This is a genomic window from Nevskiales bacterium (genome assembly GCA_035574475.1).
GTDB lineage: Bacteria > Pseudomonadota > Gammaproteobacteria > Nevskiales > DATLYR01 > DATLYR01.
In genome coordinates this window covers 1-20,142 of sequence record DATLYR010000206.1, presented here as the reverse complement: position 1 = coordinate 20,142, position 20,142 = coordinate 1, and the positions used below count along the sequence as shown (strand labels likewise).

The following is a 20,142-nucleotide window of genomic DNA, read 5'->3' as shown; positions in this document are numbered from 1 at the left end:
TAGGGCGGGATGCCATGTCCGCTGTACTCGCCGACGGACCAGCTGAAGCGCGAGCCGATCGTGCCGATCTCGAAGCCGGTCAGCAGCTGCGTGCCCAGCCAGCCGGTGCCCGTGCCGACCAGCAGCGCCACCAGGTGCGGCGGCACCGGCGTGCGCAGCCGCGGCCACAGCAGCATGCACAGCAATGTGACCAGGCCGACCGCGAAGTCGGGCAGGCGCAAGCTGGGCAGCGCGGCGACCAGCGCCGCGAGCTTGCCGACGTAGTGCTCGGGCATGCCGGCCACCGTCAGCCCGAGGAAATCCTTGAACTGCAGCGTGGCGATGACGACGGCAATACCGGCGGTGAAGCCAACCGTGACCGGATAGGGAATGAACTGGATCAGCCGGCCCAGCCGGGCGACGCCCATCGCCAGCAGGATGAGGCCGGCCATGACGGTGGTGAGCAGCAAGCCCCCCAGGCCGTACTGGTGGGTGATCGGCAGCAGGATGACGACGAAGGCCGCAGTCGGGCCGGAGATGTTGAAGCGCGAGCCACCCAATAGCGGGATCAGGGCGCCGGCCACGATGGCGGTGTACAGGCCGTGCTGCGGCGGCGCGCCCACCGCAATCGCCAGCGCCATGGACAGGGGTACGGCGATGATGCCGACGGTGAGGCCTGCCAGCAGGTCGCCGCGCAGGCGCTCGAGGCTGTAGCCCTGGCGCAGGCTCTCGCGCAGTGCGGTGAACAGCGGGATGGGCCCTTGGCGTTCGGCGACGGGTTGCATGGCGGCTTGACGGCTCCTCAGGGCAGGTGTGGCCGGGCGAGGTACTGGTGCGACTGCATTTCGCGCAGACGGCTCTCGGTGCGCTGGAACTCGAAGCGCAGACGCTCGCCCTGGTAGAGGCGCTCCAGCGGCACGGCCGCGGACAGGATCAGCTTGACGCCGCGGTCGTAGAACTCGTCCACCAGAGTGATGAAGCGCCGCGCCTCGTCCTCCAGGCTGGCGTCGAGCACCGGTACCTTGGACAGCAGCACGCTGTGAAAGCAGCGCGCCATCTCGACATAGTCGGCGCTGCCGCGCGGCCCGCGGCACAACGCGTCGAAGTCGAGCCAGACCACGCCCTCCGCCAGGCAGCGGGTGGCGATCCGGCGGCCGTGCAGTTCCAGTGTTGCATGGGCGGTGCCGGGTTCGGGCGCGATGGCATCGAAGTAGCGCTGCAGGTTGAGGTCGGCCTGCGCGTCCAGCGGATAGTGGTAGATCTCGGCCTGCTCCAGTACCCGCAGCCGGTAATCGATGCCGCCGTCCACCTGCAGCACGTCGCAGTTCCGTTCGAGCAGCGCGATCGCTGGCAGGAAGCGCTGGCGCTGCAGTCCGTCCCGGTACAGGCCCGACGGCGCGATGTTGGAGGTGGCAATCAGGGTGACGCCGCGCGCGAACAGCACCTCCAGCAGCCGCGCCAGGATCATGGCATCGGCGATGTCGGAGACGAAGAACTCGTCGAAGCACAGCACCCGCGCCTGCGCCGCGATCTCGTCCGCGACCCGCACCAGCGGGTCCTGCTCCTGCGGGTAGCGCTTGCGCGCCTCGTGCACGGACTGCATGAAGCGGTGGAAATGCGTGCGTCGCTTGCGCGAGAACGGCAGCGACTCGTAGAAGCCGTCCATCAGGTGGGTCTTGCCACGGCCGACGCCGCCCCACAGATACAGGCCGCGTACCGCCGGCCATTGCATGCGCTTGCCCAGCGCCACCCGGCGCGGCTTGCGCGCGATCAGTTCCTCGTAAATCCGCTGCAGGCGCCGCACGGCCTCGGCCTGCGCCGGGTCGGGAGAGAAGTCGCCGCGGCGCAGGTCGGCCTGATAACGCGCCAGCGGCGACGCCTTCATGCCGCGGACGCGCGCGTGGACTGGGTGCCGGCCGACGGCAGGGCGGCCGGTTCCTCGCAATGTCGCAGGATGGCGGCATAGGCCGCGTCGCGTAGGCGCTCGGCCGCGGCTCGCCCCCGGGCTTCGGGCTGGATCGGCGGCAGCAGGCGGATATGGATCGGGCTGTGCGCGGGCCACCACGCGTTACGGGCCAGGAAGCCGCGCGTGCCGCGGATCACCGCCGGCACCACCGGCACGCCGCATTGCGCCGCGATCAGGAAAGCGCCCAGGCGGAACGGCTGCAGGCCGGGCCGGCGCTGGATGTGGCCTTCCGGAAACAGGCCCAGCGACTGTCCGGCCTTGAGCGCCCGGATCAGGCGCCGCGTATCGGCCGAGCCCTGCGCGGCGTTGTCGCGCGAGACGAAAGTGCAGCCCATGCGCCGCAGCATCAGGGCGATCACGGGCACGCGCGAGGCCTCGACCTTGACGACGAAACTGAAACGCGGCGGCAGGGCCAGCAGCATCATCGGGCCGTCGAGATAGCTGATATGGTTGGCGACCACGATGGCCGGCCCCGGCGGCAGCTCGTCCAGTCCTTCGATGCGGATCGGGTTGCCGATGGCCCGGGCGATGAACTGCATCGCGCAACTGGCAAAACGCCGGCGCCGGTCCATGCCGGGCAGGCTGATCGTCACCAGCCACAGGGGCGGCAGCAGTAGCAGGCCCGCGACCCAGACATACAGGCCGTAAAGACCTCGGAAGAGCGGGCGTGGCAAAGTCATGGCAGTCATGTGGAACTGGCGTTTGGCTATTATACGGGCCACATGAAGCGCGCACAGTCAGCCCGCAGGCCCGATGCCGCTACGGCCAGTGTCGAGGCACGCCTGCCGGACACCGAGGCGGCGCTGCTCGACCGCTATCTCGACGCGCTGTGGAGCGAACACGGTCTGTCGCGCAACACGCTCGCGGCCTACCGCAGCGATCTGGCCGCGCTGGCGGTCTGGTTGCAGGCCAGTGGCAGTTCGCTGCGCACGGCGCAGCGCGGGCAGCTGCTGGATTACCTGGCTGCGCGCATCCGTCTCGGCGCCAGGCCACGCAGCTCCGCGCGTCTGCTGACCAGCCTGCGACGTTTCTACCGCTGGCTGGCGCGCGAGAACCTCATCGCGGAAGATCCGAGCGCACTGATCGACATGCCGAAGCTCGGCCGGCCGCTGCCCAAGACGCTGAGCGAAGCCGACGTCGAGGCGCTGCTCGCCGCGCCGGCGACGGCAGACCCTCTGGGCCTGCGCGACCGTGCCATGCTGGAACTGCTCTATGCCACTGGGCTGCGTGTGTCCGAGCTGGTCGGCCTGCGTTTGCACCAGCTCAATCTGCGCCAGGGTGTGGTCCAGGTGACCGGCAAGGGCGGTCGGGAGCGACTGGTGCCGCTGGGTGAAGAGGCCAGCGCCTGGCTGGAGCGCTACCTGCGCGAGGCGCGTCCTGCGCTGCTCGGCCGTCGCCAGACCGACCGGCTGTTCCCCAGCCGCCGCGCGCCCGGCATGACGCGCCAGAACTTCTGGCACCTGATCCGGCGCTACGCGCGCCAGGCGGGCATCCGTTCGGCGCTGTCGCCGCATACTCTGCGGCATGCGTTTGCCACCCACTTGGTCAACCATGGCGCCGACCTGCGCGTGGTGCAGATGCTGCTCGGCCACAGCGACCTGTCCACGACCCAGATCTACACGCACGTCGCGCGCGCACGGCTGAAAAGCCTGCACCAGCAGCATCATCCGCGCGGTTAGCCGTCAGTCCTGCGGGCGCGGCTTGCGCGGCCGGGGGCGACTCTCTAATCTTGGCGGCGGCTGAACCTGTCCGTCGGCCGGTTGTCCATAGCCATAGAGACATATCCCAACCCCATTTCCTCAAGGCCCTGACCCATGCGCAAATTCGTTCTGCCCGCCCTGGCGGGGTCGCTCCTCCTCGTTCAGGCTACGCTCGGTGCCGCGCAAGACGCCGGCGAGAAAGCGCTGCGCGAGCGCCTGCAGAAGACCTTCCCGGGCAGCCCCGTCACCGAGGTGCGCAAGACGCCGCTCAAAGGTATTTATGAAGTGTCGATCGGCAACGAGATCGGCTATGTCAGCGAGGACGGCAAATACCTGCTGCATGGCGACCTGATCGAGCTGGGCACGCAGCACAACCTCACCGAGCAGCGCCGCCAGCTCGGGCGTAAGAACCGCCTGGCCCGGATCGGTGAGCAGGACATGATCATCTTCAGCCCGAAGAAGCCAAAGCATACGGTGACGGTATTTACCGACATCGACTGCGGCTATTGCCGGCTGCTGCATAAGGAGATCAAAGGCTACCAGGAGCAGGGCATCGCGGTGCGCTACCTGTTCTTCCCGCGCGCCGGGCTCAACTCCGAGTCGTCGCGCAAGGCCGACGCGGTGTGGTGCGCCAAGGATCGCCGTGACGCGCTGACCCGTGCCAAGCAGGGCGAGACTCTGCCGGCGGGGCAGTGCAAGACGCCCGTGGCCAGCCACTACCAGGCCGGCATCGATGTCGGCGTGCGCGGCACGCCGGCCATCATCACCGAGGACGGGCGCATGATCCCGGGTTACCAGCCACCGGCCGAGCTGCGTCGCACGCTCGACAATCCGCAGGACTGACTCAGCCGATTTCCTCGAGTCTGCCGCTGTCCGCCAGGAACAGCGCGCAGCGCACCGGCTTGCCGCGCAGGCTGCCGAGCAGCGCCGCATAATGGCGCAGCTGCTCGCGGTAGCGTGCCGCGGCCTCGGCTGCCGGTTCGGTCGTCGTCTTGTAATCGATCACCCACAGCTGGCCGTGGTCCTCGAAGCAGCGGTCGATGATCGCCGATACCCACTGCCCGTCGCGATAGCCGGCCAGCGCGTACTCGCTCTGCGACCATTCGCGCGGCGCCAGCAGCCAGCGGCCCGCTTCGCTGTCCAGCGTGGTACGCAGTAACTCCAGCACCCGTTGCACGGCGGTGGCGATCAGGGGCTCGGGCAGGCCGCGGTGCCGGAAACCGGCCGCCATCGCCGCACGCCGCGAGGCGCCGCCGTCGCGCCAGGCCGCCACGCCGTCCTGGGCGATGCGCCGCATGGCCTCGTGGTACATCACCCCGATCAGCTGCGCGTACACGTCGCCCTCGCGCGGCTTGGTCTGCTGAGCGTCGAGCACGGCTTCGGAAGGGCGCAGGCTGCGGCTTGCTTGCGGCCGCCAGCTGCGGTCGTCGGGTTCGAAGCGGTAATCGACCGGCAGGCGGGGTGAGCGTGGCACGCGCAGGACACGCACGTCGTCTTCGGCGTCGGACGGCGCAAGGTTTGCGCAGTCGGCGCCGATCGCCGGCCACAGCAGCTCGGCGAAGCTGCCGCTGCGCGGTTTCGGCGTGCCGTCCTTGTCGAAACCCAGGTTGGCGAACAAGGTGAGCGTGCGGCGTGCGCGGGTACAGGCGACGTAGAGCAGTCGCAGCAGCTCGTGGCGTGCCGCGTCGCGCTGCAGTCGCCGCATGAAATCGTAGAGGCGCCAGGCGGGGTCGTCCTCCGGCAGGCTGTCCGGCGGCTGCGGCACCAGCAGCAGACCCTCGCGGAACGCGCGGTACTGCAGCAACGGCCGATCGTCGCCCTGGGTGACGCGCCCGCAGCCGGCCAGCAGCACATGGTCGAACTCCAGTCCCTTGGCCTTGTGCGCAGTCAGCACCTGCACCGCCCCCGCCTTGGGCGTGGCATAGACCTGCGCGAACGAGCGTCGCAGTGCGGCCAGGCTCGCGATCTCGCCGCTGGCGGCCGCCGTGCGCAGATGGCGCATGGCGATGCGCAGGTCGGCGAGCGCGTCGGGCGGCACGGTCGCAGGCCCACCCAGCGCATGCCAGACGGCTTCGGCGCGCGCGGCGAGGTCGCCGTACAGCAACGGATCGTCTTCCGCCTGGGCCAGCACCGCCTGCAGGCGCGACAGCCGCGTGTGGCCCTCGGGCGAGAGGTCGGCCGGCGCCGCCAGCGCGTCCCGGATCTTCTGCGGCCAGCTGCGTTTCGGCGCGCCGCGCGAGAGTGCCAGCAGATCGGCCCAGGACAGGCCCACCAGCGGGCTGCGCAACACCACCGCCCAGGCCAGCCGGTCCTCGGGGTGCCACAGCGCGCGCGCCAGCTGCACGTATTCGCGCACGGCCGGGATGTCGTGCAGCGGGTCGATGTCCTGGCAGCTGTGGGGTATGCCCTGCCGGCGCAGCGCCGCCAGCGTGTGCCACAGGTGCGGGCGCGCGCGCGCCAGGATGGCGACGCTGCCGCCCGATTGCAGCAGCTGCGCGGCGCGCGCGGCGACGGCCTCGGCCTCCGCCGTTTCCGCGTCGCCGGCCAGCGGTACCACCATGACCGGCGTCTGCGGTTCGCGGGCCGAGTGTGCGGCGGGCTCGCAGGGGTTGTAGGCCACTGCGTCGGCGTACAGGTCCGAGGTCTCCGGGAACACCGCGCCGAAGCTGCGGTTGAACCAGTCGATCAGCGGCGCGCTGCTGCGAAAGTTGGTGGTCAGACGGATGCGCGTCAGGGGTACCTCGCCGAGACGCTGCTGCGTCCACAGCTCGAGGAACAGCCGCACCTCGGCCTTGCGGAAGGCATAGATGCTTTGCTGCGGGTCGCCGACCATGAACAGCGAATGGCCGTCGCCCGGCACCCAGCCGCTGGTGAGCCGCTTGAGCAGCCGCACCTGGCCCGCGCTGGTGTCCTGCATTTCATCCACCAGCAGGTGACGGATGCGCGCGTCGACGCGGCCGAGCAGCTCGCTGTAGCCCTGTTCGCCGGCCAGCGCCTGGTGTGCGGCCAGCGCTACCTCGGTGAAGTCGGCCTGCCCGCGCTGGCCAAACACTACGCGCAGGTGCGCGGCCAGGCGCAGCAGCACGCGGGCGAAAGCCTGTCGTTGCCAGCGCAGATGCTCGGGATAACTCGCTGGCGGGCAGGCGGCAACGGCCGTCGCGGCGGCGGCGATGCGCGCGCCGCGCGGATCCTCCTGCAGGGATTGCAGCCAGTCCCTCATGCGCCGGCTGTAGTCCTGGCCCGCGACAAAGCCATTGGTGGCGTTGACCTGCCTGCGAAGCTCGCCCTGCTGTGTGATCAGCAGTGCGGCGATGCGCTGCCAGTCGTCCAGCCGGGCCGCGTCGGGCTCGGGCCAGCGCTGCAGTCCTGCCGCCCAGGCGAGCTTTTCCGCCTGGGCGGCGCCTTCGTGCAGCACCGAGATCAGACTGGTCTTGTCCGCATCCGTCAGGCTGCGGTCGAGTGCCTGCAGACGCTGCTGCACCAGCGCGCCCAGCACCTCGGCATCCCGGGTCTCGGCGGCGTTCTGCAGGTCCGTCATCGGCTCCAGCCACTGCTCGCGCTTTTCCAGCATGGTGGCGAAGGGTTCGAGCAGGCGGTCGAGGCGGTTGTCCCCCCAGCGCAGCACGGTCTGCAGCGCCTCGCGGTCTTCCGCCGCCAGTGTGTCGTCCTCGAGCTCGGCATACAGCGACTGCACGGCTTCCTCGAACAGGCCGCGGCCATCCTCGGCGATGGCCGCCGGCCCGCCGAGGCCGGACAACAACGGCAGACGTGCGGCCAGCTCGGCGTTGAACGCGTCGAGGGTCAGTGCGCGCAGGCGGTTGGGGTTGTCCGGCAGCTGCCAACCGCGCGCATGGCTGCGTTCGAGTACGGCGCGGGCCAGGGTCCAGGTGGCGCGTGCCTGGCCGCCGTCCGGGGCCGGCCCCTGCGCGGCCTGCAGCGCCTCGACCAGCCGAGCGCGGATCTCGGCCGCGGCCTTGTTGGTGAAGGTGAGGGCGACCACTTCCTCCGGCTCGTTCGAGACCGCCAGGCACTTGAGCGCACGCGCCACCAGCAGCGTGGTCTTGCCGGAGCCGGCCGGTGCGATCGTCAGCGCGCTGATGCCGATGTCGAGCGCGCGCTCGCGCTCGGCCTGGTCGGGCGGTGGCGCGAAATCCAGGCTCACAGGTCCTCCCGTACCAGGTCGAGCAGCTCGCGGTTGAGCCCGAAGCGGTGCCGGTCCGGATCGTCCAGGCCCGCCTCGCCGGCCAGGAAGCCACGCGCGATGTCGGTCAGCGCCGCACGCCAGGCGGCGAGCTGCTCCGGCCAGGACTCGACCGGGAAGCGGCGCCGCCGCTCGATCAGGCCCATGCCCCAGTCGGTGGCCGCGGCCAGCGCCGGATGGCCGTCCTTGATGTGCGCGAAGGCGATGCCATCCACGCTGGCGATGCCGAGCCCCCCGAACGCCACGCTGGTGGCGTACAGCGGCAACTGCGGTTCCTGCAGTCGGTCGGCCTTCCAGCCGCGCACCTCGGCCTCGCGGCCGGTCTTGTAGTCCAGGATCAGGTGGCGTACGCCCAGCGGAGTCTGCACCCGGTCGACACGGTCGATGACCAGCTGCAGCGCCAGGCCCTCGAAGTCGAGGTCCACGCGCTGCTCGCGCGCGACCACCTCGAATGGCTCGACCCGGCGCTTTTCGTGTTCCAGCCACTGCAGGATGACGTCGCGCAGCCGTGCACGCTCCACCTGCTGGAGCCATCGACCGTAGCGCTCCACCGGTACGTGCCGGCGCAGCGCACGGTCGAGCGGGCCGTCGAGGCGCTCGCCCAGCGACTCGGGCGACAAGGCTTTCAACGCCGACTGCGTGCGCAGTTCGCACCAGATCGCCTCGAGCACTTCATGGATGACGTTGCCCTGTGCGCTGGCGGGGATGCCGGCGACCGGCTCCGGCAGCGGTTCGATGCCCAGTCGGAAGCGGCAGAAGGCGAAGAACGGCGCTTCTACATAGGCCTTGAAGATTTGCACACCGCCAAACACGCCCTCGGCCGCCGGGTCGGCGACCGGCGGCACGGGGTCGGCTTCCGGCAGATACAGCAGCCCGGCCCCGGCCGCACGCTCGGCGGCCGTGAGCGGGTCTTCGGCAGCCTGCCGCGCCCATGTCAGCCCGGCACCGAACAGGACGGTGGGCTGACGGCGCGCATCGCGCTCGTCCACTTCGGCATAACTGAGATGTACTGCGCCTGCGCGCGCGAGCAGCTCCGCGACCCGCCTGCGTGCGCAGTCCAGCGCCGAGGCAGCCGTGACCTCCGGCACGCCGGCCTGTACCAGCGCCTCGGTCGCGAGCAGAGGGTAACGCTGCACTGGCCCCGGCAATCGGTCGTCGGTGGCGTCCACCACGAACAAATGGTCGGCGGCCAGCCCGGCGGCATCTTCCGGCGAGAGGATTTGCACCGGCTGGTCATGATCGGCCCGTGGCTCGAACGGGCGGCTGGCGACGATTTCCCGCAGCCAGCTCAGCGCCTGTGAATGCGGCACCGGGCCGATCTGTGCGTCCATCGAACTGAAGGTCGCCAGCGCCTCCTCCCAGGTCTGGCGCGCCTGGAACGGCGCCGAGGGCAGCGGGCGCTCGCCTGGCCAGCCGAGCGCCGCGAGGCGCTGCTCGAAATGCGCCACCCAGGCGCTGGGCAGGGCGCGGCGCGGGCATGCATGGACCACGGCGCGCAAGGCCTGGAAAGGCGCTGCCAGCGGTTCGGGAAGGGCATGCAGTAGCGCGGTCAGCGAGAAGCGTGTGCCCCCCATACGGCGCAGCGTGTAATCTGCGCGGGCGGCCAGCTCACGCTGCGCCGGCGTCCACAGCGCGGCGGCAAGCAGTAGGCGTGACAGATCGTCCAGACCGTTGTCCTGCTCGGACAGCCCGCACAGGCCGAGCGCGACGGCGATCAGCGGCTGCTGGTCGAGCCCTGCTGCGACGGCGAAACGCCAGGGCAGGGGCCGCAGGCCTTCGCCGGGCAGCAATCGCCATGGCGCCAGCACCGGCATGAAAACGGATTCGATCAGCATGCGCCGTGCTGCGGGATCAGGGCAGACCACCAATACCGTCGGTGGCTGGCCGTCGTCAGGTGTGGTCAACAGCAGATCGCGGATGCCGATCGCCAGCGTGCGGAATTGCTCTTCCGCGGTGCCGTGGCAGGTGGCCGTTAGGCGTGGCTGCCGCGCAGGCGCATTTTCGATTTGCAGCCGACTGCCGGCTTTCTCGAGAGTCTGCAGCAACCGCCGATCGGCCGGGGTGAGGCCCGACTGCGGGCCGCAGAGGCGGATGTCGCGCGGCGGCCGGATCTCGCCGGCCTCGATCAACTGCGCGACCCGCGCCGGCAGCTCGGCGTCGATCAGCCAGTCCCGTGCCTTGAGCTCGCGGCGCACCTGGCGATGCCAGCGCCGGAAGGCTTCCTGCTCGTCGCTGCGGCAAGGCGTGCGTGCCGGGTCGATGCCGTATTGGGCCAGCAGACGTCCGGTGCGACGTGCCTCCCGCGCCAGCGCGGATTGTGACAGCACATTGCCGGCGGCACCATCGGCCTCGATGGCGCGCTGCCAGAGCACCAGTTCCTGCACGCCGTGCAACAGCTGCTGGGTCGGCCAGGTGAGCAGCCAGCGCTCGCGGCACCAGCGCGCCAGGCTGAAGATGGCAGGCACTTCCCAGGCATCGCGCCCCTGCCGGCGTTGCGCCAGCGCGAACTCGCTGCGCAGCGCACGCGCCACGGGTTCGCGGGTGGTCAGGACGATCGAATCGGAGTCCGGCGCGCTAGATGGCATCCGCGCATGCTAATGCATGCACAGGCTCAGGGCATGAGCCTATTTCTCGAGATATTGCAGCTTGCCTGGCTTGCCGTCCCAGTCCTTGGCGTCGGGGGGCGGGTCTTTCTTTTCAGTGATGACCGGCCACTTGCGCGCCAGCTCCGCATTCAGTGCCTTGAACTGGGCCTGCTCGGGCGGCAGATCGTCCTCGGCGTAGATCGCGTTGACGGGGCATTCCGGCTCGCACAGGGTGCAGTCGATGCACTCGTCGGGGTCGATCACCAGGAAGTTGGGGCCCTCATGGAAGCAGTCCACCGGGCAGACTTCCACGCAGTCGGTGTACTTGCACTTGATGCACTGTTCGGTGACGACGAACGTCATGATTCGGTCTCCGCTCGGGTCCTGGCTGCGAGGTTGTGGCTGGCGCCTGCGTATTTTAAACAAAACCCGCGCGGCTAGTCCCGCACCGGTCGAGGTGCCGGACGGGGGATGTCGAGGATGTGCAGCCGGTACTGCCCGGCGCGCCGGTCTTCGAAGTAGGCCTTGAGCGTGCGGTAGACGGTGGGGAAGGCGATCTCGTCCCAGGGGATGTCCTTTTCCGCGTACAGCCCGACCTCGAGGCTCTCGTCGCTCGGGCCGAACTCGGGGCGCAGCAGCCGCGCCAGGTAGAACATGTGCACCTGGCGGATGTGCGGCACGTTGACGATACTGAACAGGTCGAGGATCTGCACTTCGGCCAGCGCCTCTTCGCGCGTCTCGCGCGCGGCCGCCTCGGCCAGGGTCTCGCCGTTCTCGAGGAAGCCGGCCGGCAGCGTCCAGTAGCCCTTGCGCGGCTCGATCGCGCGCCGGCACAGCAGGACCTTGTCCTGCCATTGCGGGATGCAGCCCATCACCACCAGCGGGTTGCGGTAGTGCACGGCCTTGCACACGGTACAGACGTGGCGTGGCAGCAGGTCGCCGGGCGGGATTTTCAGCTCGACCGGCGCGCCGCAGTGGCTGCAGAAGTTCATCCGGCGATGGTAGCACTCCGACTTCGCAGCCCGCTGCACTGCGGCAGGCGAGGTCCCGGCAGGGCCACTTTCAGAGCGTGCGGCGACAGGGATGTCGCCGCCCGAGCACGTCATGGATGACGCTTTTGCGTCTCTGAAAGGGGCCCTGCCGGGGCCGAAGCCAGGGATCAACGGTAGAGGGCGTTTTTCAACAGCCTGTTAAGTTAAGGAGCGGCGGCCTTGGCGCAGACAAGGCCGCGGGGATGTGGGGATAAGTCGTGCCATGGGCACCAAACAGAAGGCCCGCGAGCGGGCCTTCTGTTTGGTGCCGGAGAAAGGAATCGAACCTTCACGAGGGGTTGCCTCGGCGGATTTTGAGTCCGCTGCGTCTACCAGTTCCGCCACTCCGGCACGAGATGGGCTGCGGCGCGGATTATACTTCCCGCCGCCATCCGCGCGAAGCGATTCCAGGAGTCCATGCGCCGCTCCGATTTCCACTACGCCCTGCCGCCGGAACTGATCGCGCAGCACCCGTTGCCGCAGCGCAGCGCCAGCCGCCTGCTGTGCCTGGATGGCGCAACCGGTGCGCTGCGCGACCGGCGTGTGGCCGACTTTCCGGAGGAACTGCGCGCCGGCGATCTGGTCGTGTTCAACGACACGCGCGTCATCCCGGCGCGGCTGCATGGCCGCAAGCAGAGCGGCGGTGCGGTTGAAATCCTGGTGGAGCGCGTGCTCGACGAGACGCGCGTGCTCGCCCAGCTGCGCGCCAGCAAGACGCCGCGCGCCGGCAGTGTCATCACGCTGGCGGGTGGCATGGCCTGTGTCGAGGTGGAGGGCCGGCAGGGCGAGTTCTTCCGGTTGCGCTTCCTGGGCGGGCAGCCGGCGGCCGAGGTGCTGGAGGCCTACGGCGAGATTCCGCTGCCGCCCTACATCGAGCGCGCGCCGGCGGCGGCTGACCGCGAGCGTTACCAGACCGTGTTCGCACGCGACCCCGGTGCGGTGGCGGCACCGACCGCCGGCCTGCACTTCGACGTGCCTTTGCTCGACCGCATTCGTGCGCAGGGCGTGGAGTTCGGCTATGTGACGCTGCACGTCGGCGCCGGTACCTTCCAGCCGGTGCGGGTGGAGGATCTGTCCGGACACCACATGCATGCCGAGCGCGTGACGGTCAGCCCGCGGCTGTGCGAACAGGTCGCGGCGACGCGCGCGCGCGGCGGCCGGGTCATCGCCGTGGGCACGACCGTGGTGCGCAGCCTGGAGTCGGCAACAGGCGCGGGCGGGCTGGAGCCCTTTGCGGGCGAAACGCGGCTGTTCATCAGGCCGGGTTATCGCTTCCGGGCGGTGGACGGGCTGTTCACCAACTTCCACCTGCCGGAGTCCACCCTGCTGATGCTGGTGTGCGCGTTCGGCGGGTTTCAGAATGTGATGCGCGCTTACGCGCACGCCGTACGCGAGCGTTACCGCTTCTTCAGTTATGGCGACGCGATGTGGCTGACGCCGGCGCCGGACGCGCGCTGAGCCCTGAACGAAAACCCCCGGCGACTCGCATCGCCGGGGGCTGAAAGTAAGCGGCTGAAACTTACTTCTTGCCGAGGACGGCGTCCTTCAGGCTCTTCGCCAGGCGGAACTTGCACACACGCTTGGCGGGGATCTTGATGGCCTCGCCGGTCTGCGGGTTACGGCCCATGCGCGCCTTGCGGTTGGCCAGCACCAGCTTGCCGAAGCCCGGCAGCACGAAGCCGTTCTTGGCTTCCTTGACCGCCAGTGCGAGGGTCGCGTCGAACACTTCGCCGATCTGCTTCTTGCTGAGTCCCGTCTTCTCGGCGAGGTGGGAGTAGGTCTGGGATTTGGTCATCGTCTTTGCCACTGGTGTTCCTCCGTTACAGTGTTATGTGGGCAAAAGCGAACGCAGTAATACCACAGACCCAAGCGATTCGCACCAGTTTTTTTGCGGTCCGGCGCGCATGCCGCTCTTGCTAAACTGAACGCGCTTGTCAAGGTATTGACTCCCAATCGACTCCAAACAGGGCCTGTCGGAATTGAACTACCAACTGCTGGCGAGTGACGGCCCGGCCCGACGCGGGCGGCTCGTTTTCGAGCGCGCGGGCCGCACGCACATCGTGGATACGCCGGCGTTCATGCCGGTCGGGACCTACGGCACCGTGAAGGCGATGACGCCGGAAGAACTGCGCGAGCTCGGTGCGCAGATCGTGCTCGGCAACACCTTCCACCTCATGCTGCGTCCCGGCGCCGAGATCATCCGCACGCTGGGCGGCCTGCACGCCTTCATGCACTGGGACGGGCCGATCCTGACCGATTCCGGCGGTTTCCAGGTCTGGAGCCTGGCGGAGCTGCGCAAGCTGGAGGAGCAGGGCGTCACCTTCCGCTCGCCGGTCAACGGCGACCGCATCTTCCTGAGCCCGGAGGATTCGATCGCGGTGCAGCACGCGCTCGGCTCCGACATCATCATGGTGTTCGACGAGTGCACGCCGTACCCGGCCACGCTCGAGCAGGCGCGCGACTCGATGGCGCTGTCCATGCGCTGGGCCCGGCGCTGCCGCGAATTCCACGCCGATCATCCCGCAGCCCTGTTCGGCATCGTGCAGGGCGGCATGTACCCGGAACTGCGTGCCGAGTCGCTGGCCGCGCTGCTCGACATCGGTTTCGACGGCTACGCCATCGGTGGGCTGTCGGTCGGCGAACCCAAGGAGCGGCGCGCGCAGATCCTGGACGATCTGCTGCCGCGCATGCCGGCCGACCGCCCGCGCTACCTGATGGGCGTCGGCACGCCCGAGGACCTGGTGGAGGCGGTGGCGCGCGGGGTGGACATGTTCGACTGCGTGCTGCCCACGCGCAACGCACGCAACGGGCACCTGTTCACGCACGAGGGCGAGCTCCGCATCCGCAACAGCCGCCACCGCAGCGATCCCGCGCCGCTCGATCCGGCCTGCAGCTGCTACACCTGCCGCAACTACAGCCGCGCCTACCTGCATCACCTGGATCGCTGCAACGAGATTCTCGGCGCGCGGCTGCACACGATCCACAACCTGCATTTCTACCAGTCGCTGATGCGGCGCATGCGCGAGGCGATCGCGGCCGGCCGCTTCGCCGAGTTCCGCACCGAGTTCCTAAAAACACGCGCTTCTGTGGCATAATCCGGCGCTGTTTCGCTGCCGTTTCACGATCTTGCCGAGGAATTTCCCATGAGTTTCCTGATCAGCAACGCTTGGGCCGACGCGGCCGCGCAGGCGCCCGCGCAGCCGAGCCTGATGGCGCAGATGCTGCCGCTCGTCCTGCTGCTGGTGGTGTTCTACTTCCTGCTCATCCGGCCGCAGATGAAGCGCGCCAAGGAGCACCGCACGATGCTCAGTGCACTGGCCAAGGGTGACGAGGTCGTCACCAGCGGCGGCGTGGTTGGCAAGGTGCGGGAGATCGGCGAGAACCTCCTGCTGCTCGAGATCGCCGACAAGGTCGAGATCCGCGTGCAGAAGCAGGCCGTCACCAGCGTGCTGCCCAAGGGCACGATGCAGTCGCTCTAAGCCGGTCCCGGGCCATCCATGAACCGCTATCCGCTCTGGGCCTACGCCCTGCTGCTGGCCGTGACCCTGGCGGGCGTGCTCTACGCCCTGCCCAACGTGTTCGGCGAGGATGTGGCGGTGCAGATTTCGCACCAGAGCGGCGAGCCGCTGGGTGCGGACCTGCGCGCGCGCGTGGAGGGCCTGCTCGCCGCCGAGCGGCTGCCGACGCGCGGCGTGCTGACGGACGACGGCCGCCTGCTGGTGCGCCTGCCTGATGAAGAGACCCAGCTGAAAGCCGCCGACGCGCTCAAGCGCGGCCTGGGCCAGGACTACGTGGTGGCGCTGAATCTGGCGCCGCGCACCCCGGCCTGGCTGTCGGCGCTGGGCGCCAAGCCGATGGCGCTGGGCCTGGATCTGCGCGGCGGTGTGCATTTCCTGCTGCAGGTGGACCTGCCGACGGCGCAGAAAATGGCGCGCGAACGCATGACCCGCGAGCTGCCGCGTCACCTGCGCCGCGAGCGGCTGCGCTATGCCGACGCCATCGAGCAGCCGGACGGGCTGTTGCTGGTGTTTGCAGACGCCGAATCCCGCAGCAAGGCCGCCAAGGCACTGGCGGACGAGTTTCCCGAACTCACGCAGAGCGAGGAGCAGGCCGCAGCCGGGCCGGCGCTGCGCTTCCGCCTGAGCGACGAGGAACTCAAGCGCATCCAGGACAATGCCCTGACCCAGAACCTGACCACGCTGCGCAACCGTGTCAACGAGCTGGGTGTGGCCGAACCGGTGGTGCAGCGCCAGGGCAACGACCGCATCGTGGTGCAGCTGCCGGGCATCCAGGATTCGGCTCAGGCCAAGAGCATCCTGGGCAAGACGGCGACGCTGGAGTATCGCCTGGTGGCGACCGACGCCGATACCGAGCGCGCCGCGCGCACCGGTATCGCGCCGCCCGGTACCGAGCTGTTCTACGACCGCCAGGGTCGCCCGGTGCTGCTCCTGCGCGATGCCATCGCCACCGGCGACCAAGTGGTGAATGCGACCTCCGGCATCGACCCGCAGGACAACAGCCCGGCGGTGTTCGTGACCTTGGACAGCGCCGGCGCCAAGGCGATGCTGGAGACCACGCAGAAGAACCTGAACAAGCCCATGGCCGTGCTGTTCATCGAGAACCGCACCGACATCCGCTATGAGGGCGGCCGCGAGATCCGCGAGAAGGTAACGGTCAAGGAAGTGATCAGTGTCGCCACCATCCGCGGCGTGTTCGGCAAGCGCTTCCAGACCACCGGACTGATGGCCAAGGAGGCCCAGGATCTCGCGCTGCTGCTGCGCGCCGGTGCGCTGGCGGTACCGGTGGACATCGTCGAGGAGCGCACCGTCGGCCCGAGCCTGGGCAAGGACAACATCCGGCGCGGCACGATCGCGGCCGCGGTCGGCCTGCTGGCGACGCTGCTGTTCGTGGGCTTCTACTACCAGGTGTTCGGCCTGATCGCCAACGTCGCGCTGATCACCAACCTGGTGTTGACGGTGGCGGCCATGTCGCTGCTGCAGGCCACGCTGACGCTGCCGGGCATCGCCGGCCTGGTGCTGTCGCTGGCCATGGCGGTGGACGCGAATGTGCTGATCTGCGAGCGCATCCGCGAGGAGCTGGACTCCGGCAAGAGCCCCCTGGCGGCGATTGCGGCCGGCTACGATCGCGCCTTCGTGACGATCCTGGATTCGAACCTCACCACGCTGATCGCGGCGGTGGCCTGCTTCGCCCTGGGCAGCGGACCGGTGAAGGGTTTCGCCGTGACGCTGATGCTGGGCATCGTGATCTCCATGGTTACGGCCATCACCGGCACGCGCGCCATCGTGCACCTGGTGTACGGCGGCCAGCGGCGCGTGAAGTCGCTGGCGATCTGAGAGCGGAGGCGGCATGCGCTTTTTCAAGAAACGCACCAACATCGATTTCATCGGCCTGAGCCGGTTGACGGGCCTGGTCTCGATCGTGCTGGTGGTCGCCTCGATTGCCTGCATCGTCCTGCGCGGTTTCAACTTCGGCATCGATTTCACCGGCGGCCTGCTGGCCGAGGTGAGCTACCCGAAGACGGTCGAGCTGGACAGCGTACGTGCCGCGCTGGCGCAGGGCGGTTATCCGGGCAGCGTGGTGCAGTACTACGGCACCTCCAGCGATGTGCTGATCCGGCTTTCGCCCACGGTCGAGCTGAAACCCAACGAGGCAAACAGCCCGCTGCTGGCGGCGCTGCAGGCCGCCGAACCCGGCGTGCAACTGCGCCGCGTCGAGTATGTCGGCCCGCAGGTCGGCCGCGAGCTGGCCGAGAACGGCGCCATGGCGCTGCTCTTGACCCTGATCGGCATGTTGATCTACATCATGTTCCGCTTCGAGTGGAAGTTCGCGGTGGGCTCGGTCGCTGCGCTGGCGCACAACGTGATCCTGACGCTCGGTTTCTTCTCCGCACTGCACATCGAATTCGACCTGACCGTGCTGGCGGCGATCCTGGCCGTGATCGGCTATTCGATCAACGACACCATCGTGGTGTTCGACCGCATCCGCGAGAACTTCCATCTGCTGCGCAAGCACACCGTCACCGAAATCGTCAACATCTCGCACAACCAGACGCTGGCCCGCACGCTGACCACCGGCGTCACCGTGTTCCTGGTGCTGTTCGCGCTGCTGTTCCTGGGTGGCGAGGTGATCCGAGGTTTCTCGCTGGCCATGATCGTCGGTATTGCGGTAGGCACCTACGCCTCGATCTTCGTCGCCGGCTCGATCGCGCTGGAGCTGGGTCTCAAGCGCGAAGACCTGATGCCGCCGAAGAAAGAAGAGATCGACAAGCTGGTGTAGGGATGAAAATCCTGCGCACACCGGACGAGCGTTTCCGCAATCTGCCCGGCTACCCCTTCACGCCGAACTACCTGACGCTCGGCGAGCTGCGCATGCACTACGTGGACGAAGGCCCGCGCACAGGGCCCGTGGTGCTGATGCTGCACGGTGAACCGACCTGGTCCTACCTTTACCGCAGGATGATCCCGCCGGTCGCCGCGGCGGGCTGCCGTGTGCTGGCCCCGGACCTGATCGGTTTCGGCAAGTCCGACAAGCCGGCCGCGATCGGCGACTACAGCTACCAGCGCCACGTGGACTGGATCGCCGGCTTCCTGCGTGCGCTCGACCTGCAGGGCATCACCCTGTTCTGCCAGGACTGGGGCTCGTTGATCGGCCTGCGCGTCGCCGCCGAGAATCCCGAGCGCTTCGCGCGCATCATGGTGGCCAATGGCTTTTTGCCGACCGCACGCCATGGCGTGTCGCGCGGCTTCCGGCTCTGGCGCGCTTTCGCGCGCTGGTCGCCGTGGTTCCCGATCGGACGCATCGTCAACAGCGGCTGCGTGGTCAAGCTGTCGCCTGCGGAAATCGCCGCCTACGACGCGCCGTTCCCGTCTGCGGCCTACAAGGCCGGGACCCGCGCCTTTCCGCGCCTGGTGCCGACCGCCGAGGACGACCCGGCGGTGCCCGCCAACCGCGCGGCCTGGGAAGCACTGGGACAGTGGCACAAGCCCTTCCTGTGCGTGTTCGGCAGGAACGACCCGGTGCTCGGGCTTGCCGACCGCCACCTGATCGCGCATGTGCCGGGCGCGCAGGGCCAGCCGCATGACCGCATCTGGGGCGGTCACTTCGTGCAGGAGGATCGCGGCGACGATCTGGCGAGGCGCCTGATTGAGTGGATGGGGGAAAGCTGAAGAAATGGTACAGGATGAACAGGATCTGACAGGATTAACAGGATGAGACGTTCATGATTTGAGAGAGAAACTCTTTCCTGTTTATCCTGTGAATCATGTTAATCCTGTTGAGTTTCTTATTTTCCGGTGCGCAGTAGCGGCCGCAGGCCCGCGGCCAGCGCCTCGAACACCTTCGGCGTGCCCGCCAGCACGTTGCCGGTCTTGAGCGGATCGCCGCCGTCGCTGGCCAGGTCGCTCACGCGACCGCCGGCCTCGCTGATCAGCAGGATTCCCGCCGCCAGATCCCAGGGCTGCAGGCCGATTTCCCAGAAGCCGTCCAGGCGCCCGGCCGCGACATAGGCCAGATCCAGCGCGGCCGAGCCGGCGCGGCGCACGCCGGCGCTGTGCTCCATCACATGCCGGAGCATGGGCATATACGTGTCGAGATTCTGGTTCTGGCGAAAGGGAAAGCCGGTGCCGATCAGACTGCCCTCCAGCGCGCGCGCCTTGCTCACGCGAATGCGGCGGCCGTCGAGTTGCGCACCCTGGCCGCGGCTGGCGGTGTACAGTTCCTGCGACCAGGGGTTGTAGACCACGGCATGCTCGAGCCTGCCGCGCTGCTGCAGGGCGATGGACACCGCGAATTGCGGCAGGCCGTGCAGGTAGTTGGTGGTGCCGTCGAGCGGGTCGATGATCCAGACGCAGTCGCTGCGGCCGTCGGCGCCGCCTTCCTCGGCCAGGATGGCATGATCCGGGTGCGCCCGGCGGATGACCTGTACGATTTCCCGCTCGGCCGCGTGGTCGACCTCCGATACGAAGTCGTTGCGGCTCTTGGCCCGGACCTGGAGCTGCTCGAGCTGGTTGAGGTGGCGCATGATCACGCGCCCGCCGGCGCGGGCCGCGCTGACCGCGATGTTGAGGTGTGGATGCATGTCCGGGCTTAAAGATCGGGCGCGCCAATCGGCGCGCGAAGGCCGCGTAGAATAGCACAGGCCCTGCCCGCGATTGCGTCATGCCCCAGCTGTCCGACATCCGTATCGTCCTGGTCGAAACCTCGCATCCCGGCAACATTGGCGCTTCTGCGCGCGCGATGAAGACCATGGGCCTGAGCCAGCTGGTGCTGGTGGCGCCAAAGTACCTCAGCCATCCCGAGGCCACCGCGCTCGCCAGCAACGCACCGGATCTTCTGGAACGGGCACAGGTCTGCGCCACGCTGGCCGAGGCGCTGGCCGGTTGCACGCTGGTCATGGCCACGTCCGCGCGCCCCCGGCACCACAACTGGCAGGTGGTGACGCCGCGCGACTGTGCGGCCGAGATCGCGCGCCTGCCAGCGGGCGAGACCGCGGCGATCGTGTTCGGGCGCGAGCGCTATGGCCTGACCAACGACGAGCTCGGCCTGTGCCAGCGGCTGGTGCAGATCCCGGCCAATCCCGAATATCCGGTGCTGAATCTCGCCGCCGCGGTGCAGCTCTTGGCCTACGAGCTGCGCCTGGCGCTGACGGCGCCCGCGGCGG

18 protein-coding genes and 1 tRNA gene are annotated in these 20,142 nt (G+C 68.7%); 9 read left to right on the top strand and 10 right to left on the bottom strand.

What is annotated here, in order from left to right; genetic code table 11:
* From VNJ47_12595 to VNJ47_12585, 3 genes are all read right to left on the bottom strand, one after another.
* Positions 1–764: SulP family inorganic anion transporter (locus VNJ47_12595; protein ID HXG29670.1), on the bottom strand; the 764-nt coding region annotated here is incomplete at its 3' end.
* A 17-nt stretch (positions 765–781) separates the two neighbouring features.
* On the bottom strand, positions 782–1,864 hold the full coding sequence (zapE, locus tag VNJ47_12590) for a cell division protein ZapE (protein ID HXG29669.1): 1,083 nt from the start codon (positions 1,862–1,864) through the stop codon (positions 782–784).
* Positions 1,861–2,625, bottom strand: a complete 765-nt coding sequence (locus VNJ47_12585; GenBank protein ID HXG29668.1) for a lysophospholipid acyltransferase family protein — start codon at positions 2,623–2,625, stop codon at positions 1,861–1,863. The genes zapE and VNJ47_12585 overlap by 4 nt, the downstream gene beginning before the upstream one ends.
* 42 nt (positions 2,626–2,667) lie before the next feature.
* Between VNJ47_12585 and xerD the strand changes: the two genes are divergently transcribed.
* Both xerD and VNJ47_12575 read left to right on the top strand, forming a co-directional pair.
* The gene (gene xerD, locus VNJ47_12580; protein HXG29667.1) at positions 2,668–3,624 is read left to right on the top strand and encodes a site-specific tyrosine recombinase XerD; all 957 of its coding nucleotides are present in this window, start codon (positions 2,668–2,670) and stop codon (positions 3,622–3,624) included.
* 135 nt (positions 3,625–3,759) lie between these two features.
* A complete protein-coding gene (locus tag VNJ47_12575; GenBank protein ID HXG29666.1) occupies positions 3,760–4,488 on the top strand; it encodes a DsbC family protein in 729 nt (242 codons plus the stop codon).
* A gap of 1 nt (position 4,489) precedes the next feature.
* Here the strand turns inward: VNJ47_12575 and VNJ47_12570 are convergent, their stop codons facing one another.
* The 5 genes from VNJ47_12570 to VNJ47_12550 all read right to left on the bottom strand — a co-directional run bounded on the left by VNJ47_12570 (position 4,490) and on the right by VNJ47_12550 (position 11,813).
* Positions 4,490–7,807 carry a UvrD-helicase domain-containing protein gene (locus VNJ47_12570; GenBank protein HXG29665.1) on the bottom strand — a complete coding sequence of 1,106 codons (3,318 nt, stop codon included), beginning with the start codon at positions 7,805–7,807 and terminating at the stop codon, positions 4,490–4,492.
* On the bottom strand, positions 7,804–10,431 hold the full coding sequence (locus tag VNJ47_12565; protein HXG29664.1) for a PD-(D/E)XK nuclease family protein: 2,628 nt from the start codon (positions 10,429–10,431) through the stop codon (positions 7,804–7,806). Before VNJ47_12565 ends, VNJ47_12570 begins: the two co-directional genes overlap by 4 nt.
* Before the next feature lie 39 nt (positions 10,432–10,470).
* A complete protein-coding gene (fdxA, locus tag VNJ47_12560) occupies positions 10,471–10,794 on the bottom strand; it encodes a ferredoxin FdxA (protein ID HXG29663.1) in 324 nt (107 codons plus the stop codon).
* A gap of 74 nt (positions 10,795–10,868) precedes the next feature.
* On the bottom strand, positions 10,869–11,423 hold the full coding sequence (locus VNJ47_12555; protein ID HXG29662.1) for an NUDIX hydrolase: 555 nt from the start codon (positions 11,421–11,423) through the stop codon (positions 10,869–10,871).
* Positions 11,424–11,725: 302 nt separating this feature from the next.
* Positions 11,726–11,813, bottom strand: a tRNA-Leu gene (locus tag VNJ47_12550).
* A gap of 66 nt (positions 11,814–11,879) precedes the next feature.
* Between VNJ47_12550 and queA the strand changes: the two genes are divergently transcribed.
* The gene (queA, locus tag VNJ47_12545; GenBank protein HXG29661.1) at positions 11,880–12,920 is read left to right on the top strand and encodes a tRNA preQ1(34) S-adenosylmethionine ribosyltransferase-isomerase QueA; all 1,041 of its coding nucleotides are present in this window, start codon (positions 11,880–11,882) and stop codon (positions 12,918–12,920) included.
* Between the two features lie 61 nt (positions 12,921–12,981).
* On the opposite strand, the gene VNJ47_12540 is transcribed toward queA, so the two are convergent.
* The gene (locus VNJ47_12540) at positions 12,982–13,257 is read right to left on the bottom strand and encodes an HU family DNA-binding protein (GenBank protein HXG29660.1); all 276 of its coding nucleotides are present in this window, start codon (positions 13,255–13,257) and stop codon (positions 12,982–12,984) included.
* 184 nt (positions 13,258–13,441) lie between these two features.
* Between VNJ47_12540 and tgt the strand changes: the two genes are divergently transcribed.
* Genes tgt through VNJ47_12515 form a run of 5 tightly spaced genes read left to right on the top strand, consistent with a single transcriptional unit; the run spans position 13,442 to position 18,649 of the window.
* Positions 13,442–14,557 (top strand): tRNA guanosine(34) transglycosylase Tgt, encoded by a 1,116-nt coding sequence (gene tgt / locus VNJ47_12535; protein HXG29659.1) that lies wholly within the window; start codon positions 13,442–13,444, stop codon positions 14,555–14,557.
* A gap of 48 nt (positions 14,558–14,605) precedes the next feature.
* Positions 14,606–14,941, top strand: a complete 336-nt coding sequence (gene yajC / locus VNJ47_12530; GenBank protein ID HXG29658.1) for a preprotein translocase subunit YajC — start codon at positions 14,606–14,608, stop codon at positions 14,939–14,941.
* Between the two features lie 18 nt (positions 14,942–14,959).
* Complete coding sequence (secD, locus tag VNJ47_12525; protein ID HXG29657.1) at positions 14,960–16,816, top strand: protein translocase subunit SecD; 1,857 nt, start codon at positions 14,960–14,962, stop codon at positions 16,814–16,816.
* A gap of 13 nt (positions 16,817–16,829) precedes the next feature.
* A complete protein-coding gene (gene secF / locus VNJ47_12520) occupies positions 16,830–17,759 on the top strand; it encodes a protein translocase subunit SecF (protein ID HXG29656.1) in 930 nt (309 codons plus the stop codon).
* 2 nt (positions 17,760–17,761) lie between these two features.
* On the top strand, positions 17,762–18,649 hold the full coding sequence (locus VNJ47_12515; GenBank protein ID HXG29655.1) for a haloalkane dehalogenase: 888 nt from the start codon (positions 17,762–17,764) through the stop codon (positions 18,647–18,649).
* Positions 18,650–18,765: 116 nt separating this feature from the next.
* Here VNJ47_12515 and VNJ47_12510 read toward each other — a convergent pair whose 3' ends face one another.
* Positions 18,766–19,560 (bottom strand): inositol monophosphatase family protein, encoded by a 795-nt coding sequence (locus VNJ47_12510; GenBank protein HXG29654.1) that lies wholly within the window; start codon positions 19,558–19,560, stop codon positions 18,766–18,768.
* Between the two features lie 80 nt (positions 19,561–19,640).
* Here VNJ47_12510 and VNJ47_12505 point away from each other — a divergent pair.
* The coding region (locus tag VNJ47_12505; GenBank protein HXG29653.1) for an RNA methyltransferase at positions 19,641–20,142 on the top strand (502 nt) is incomplete at its 3' end.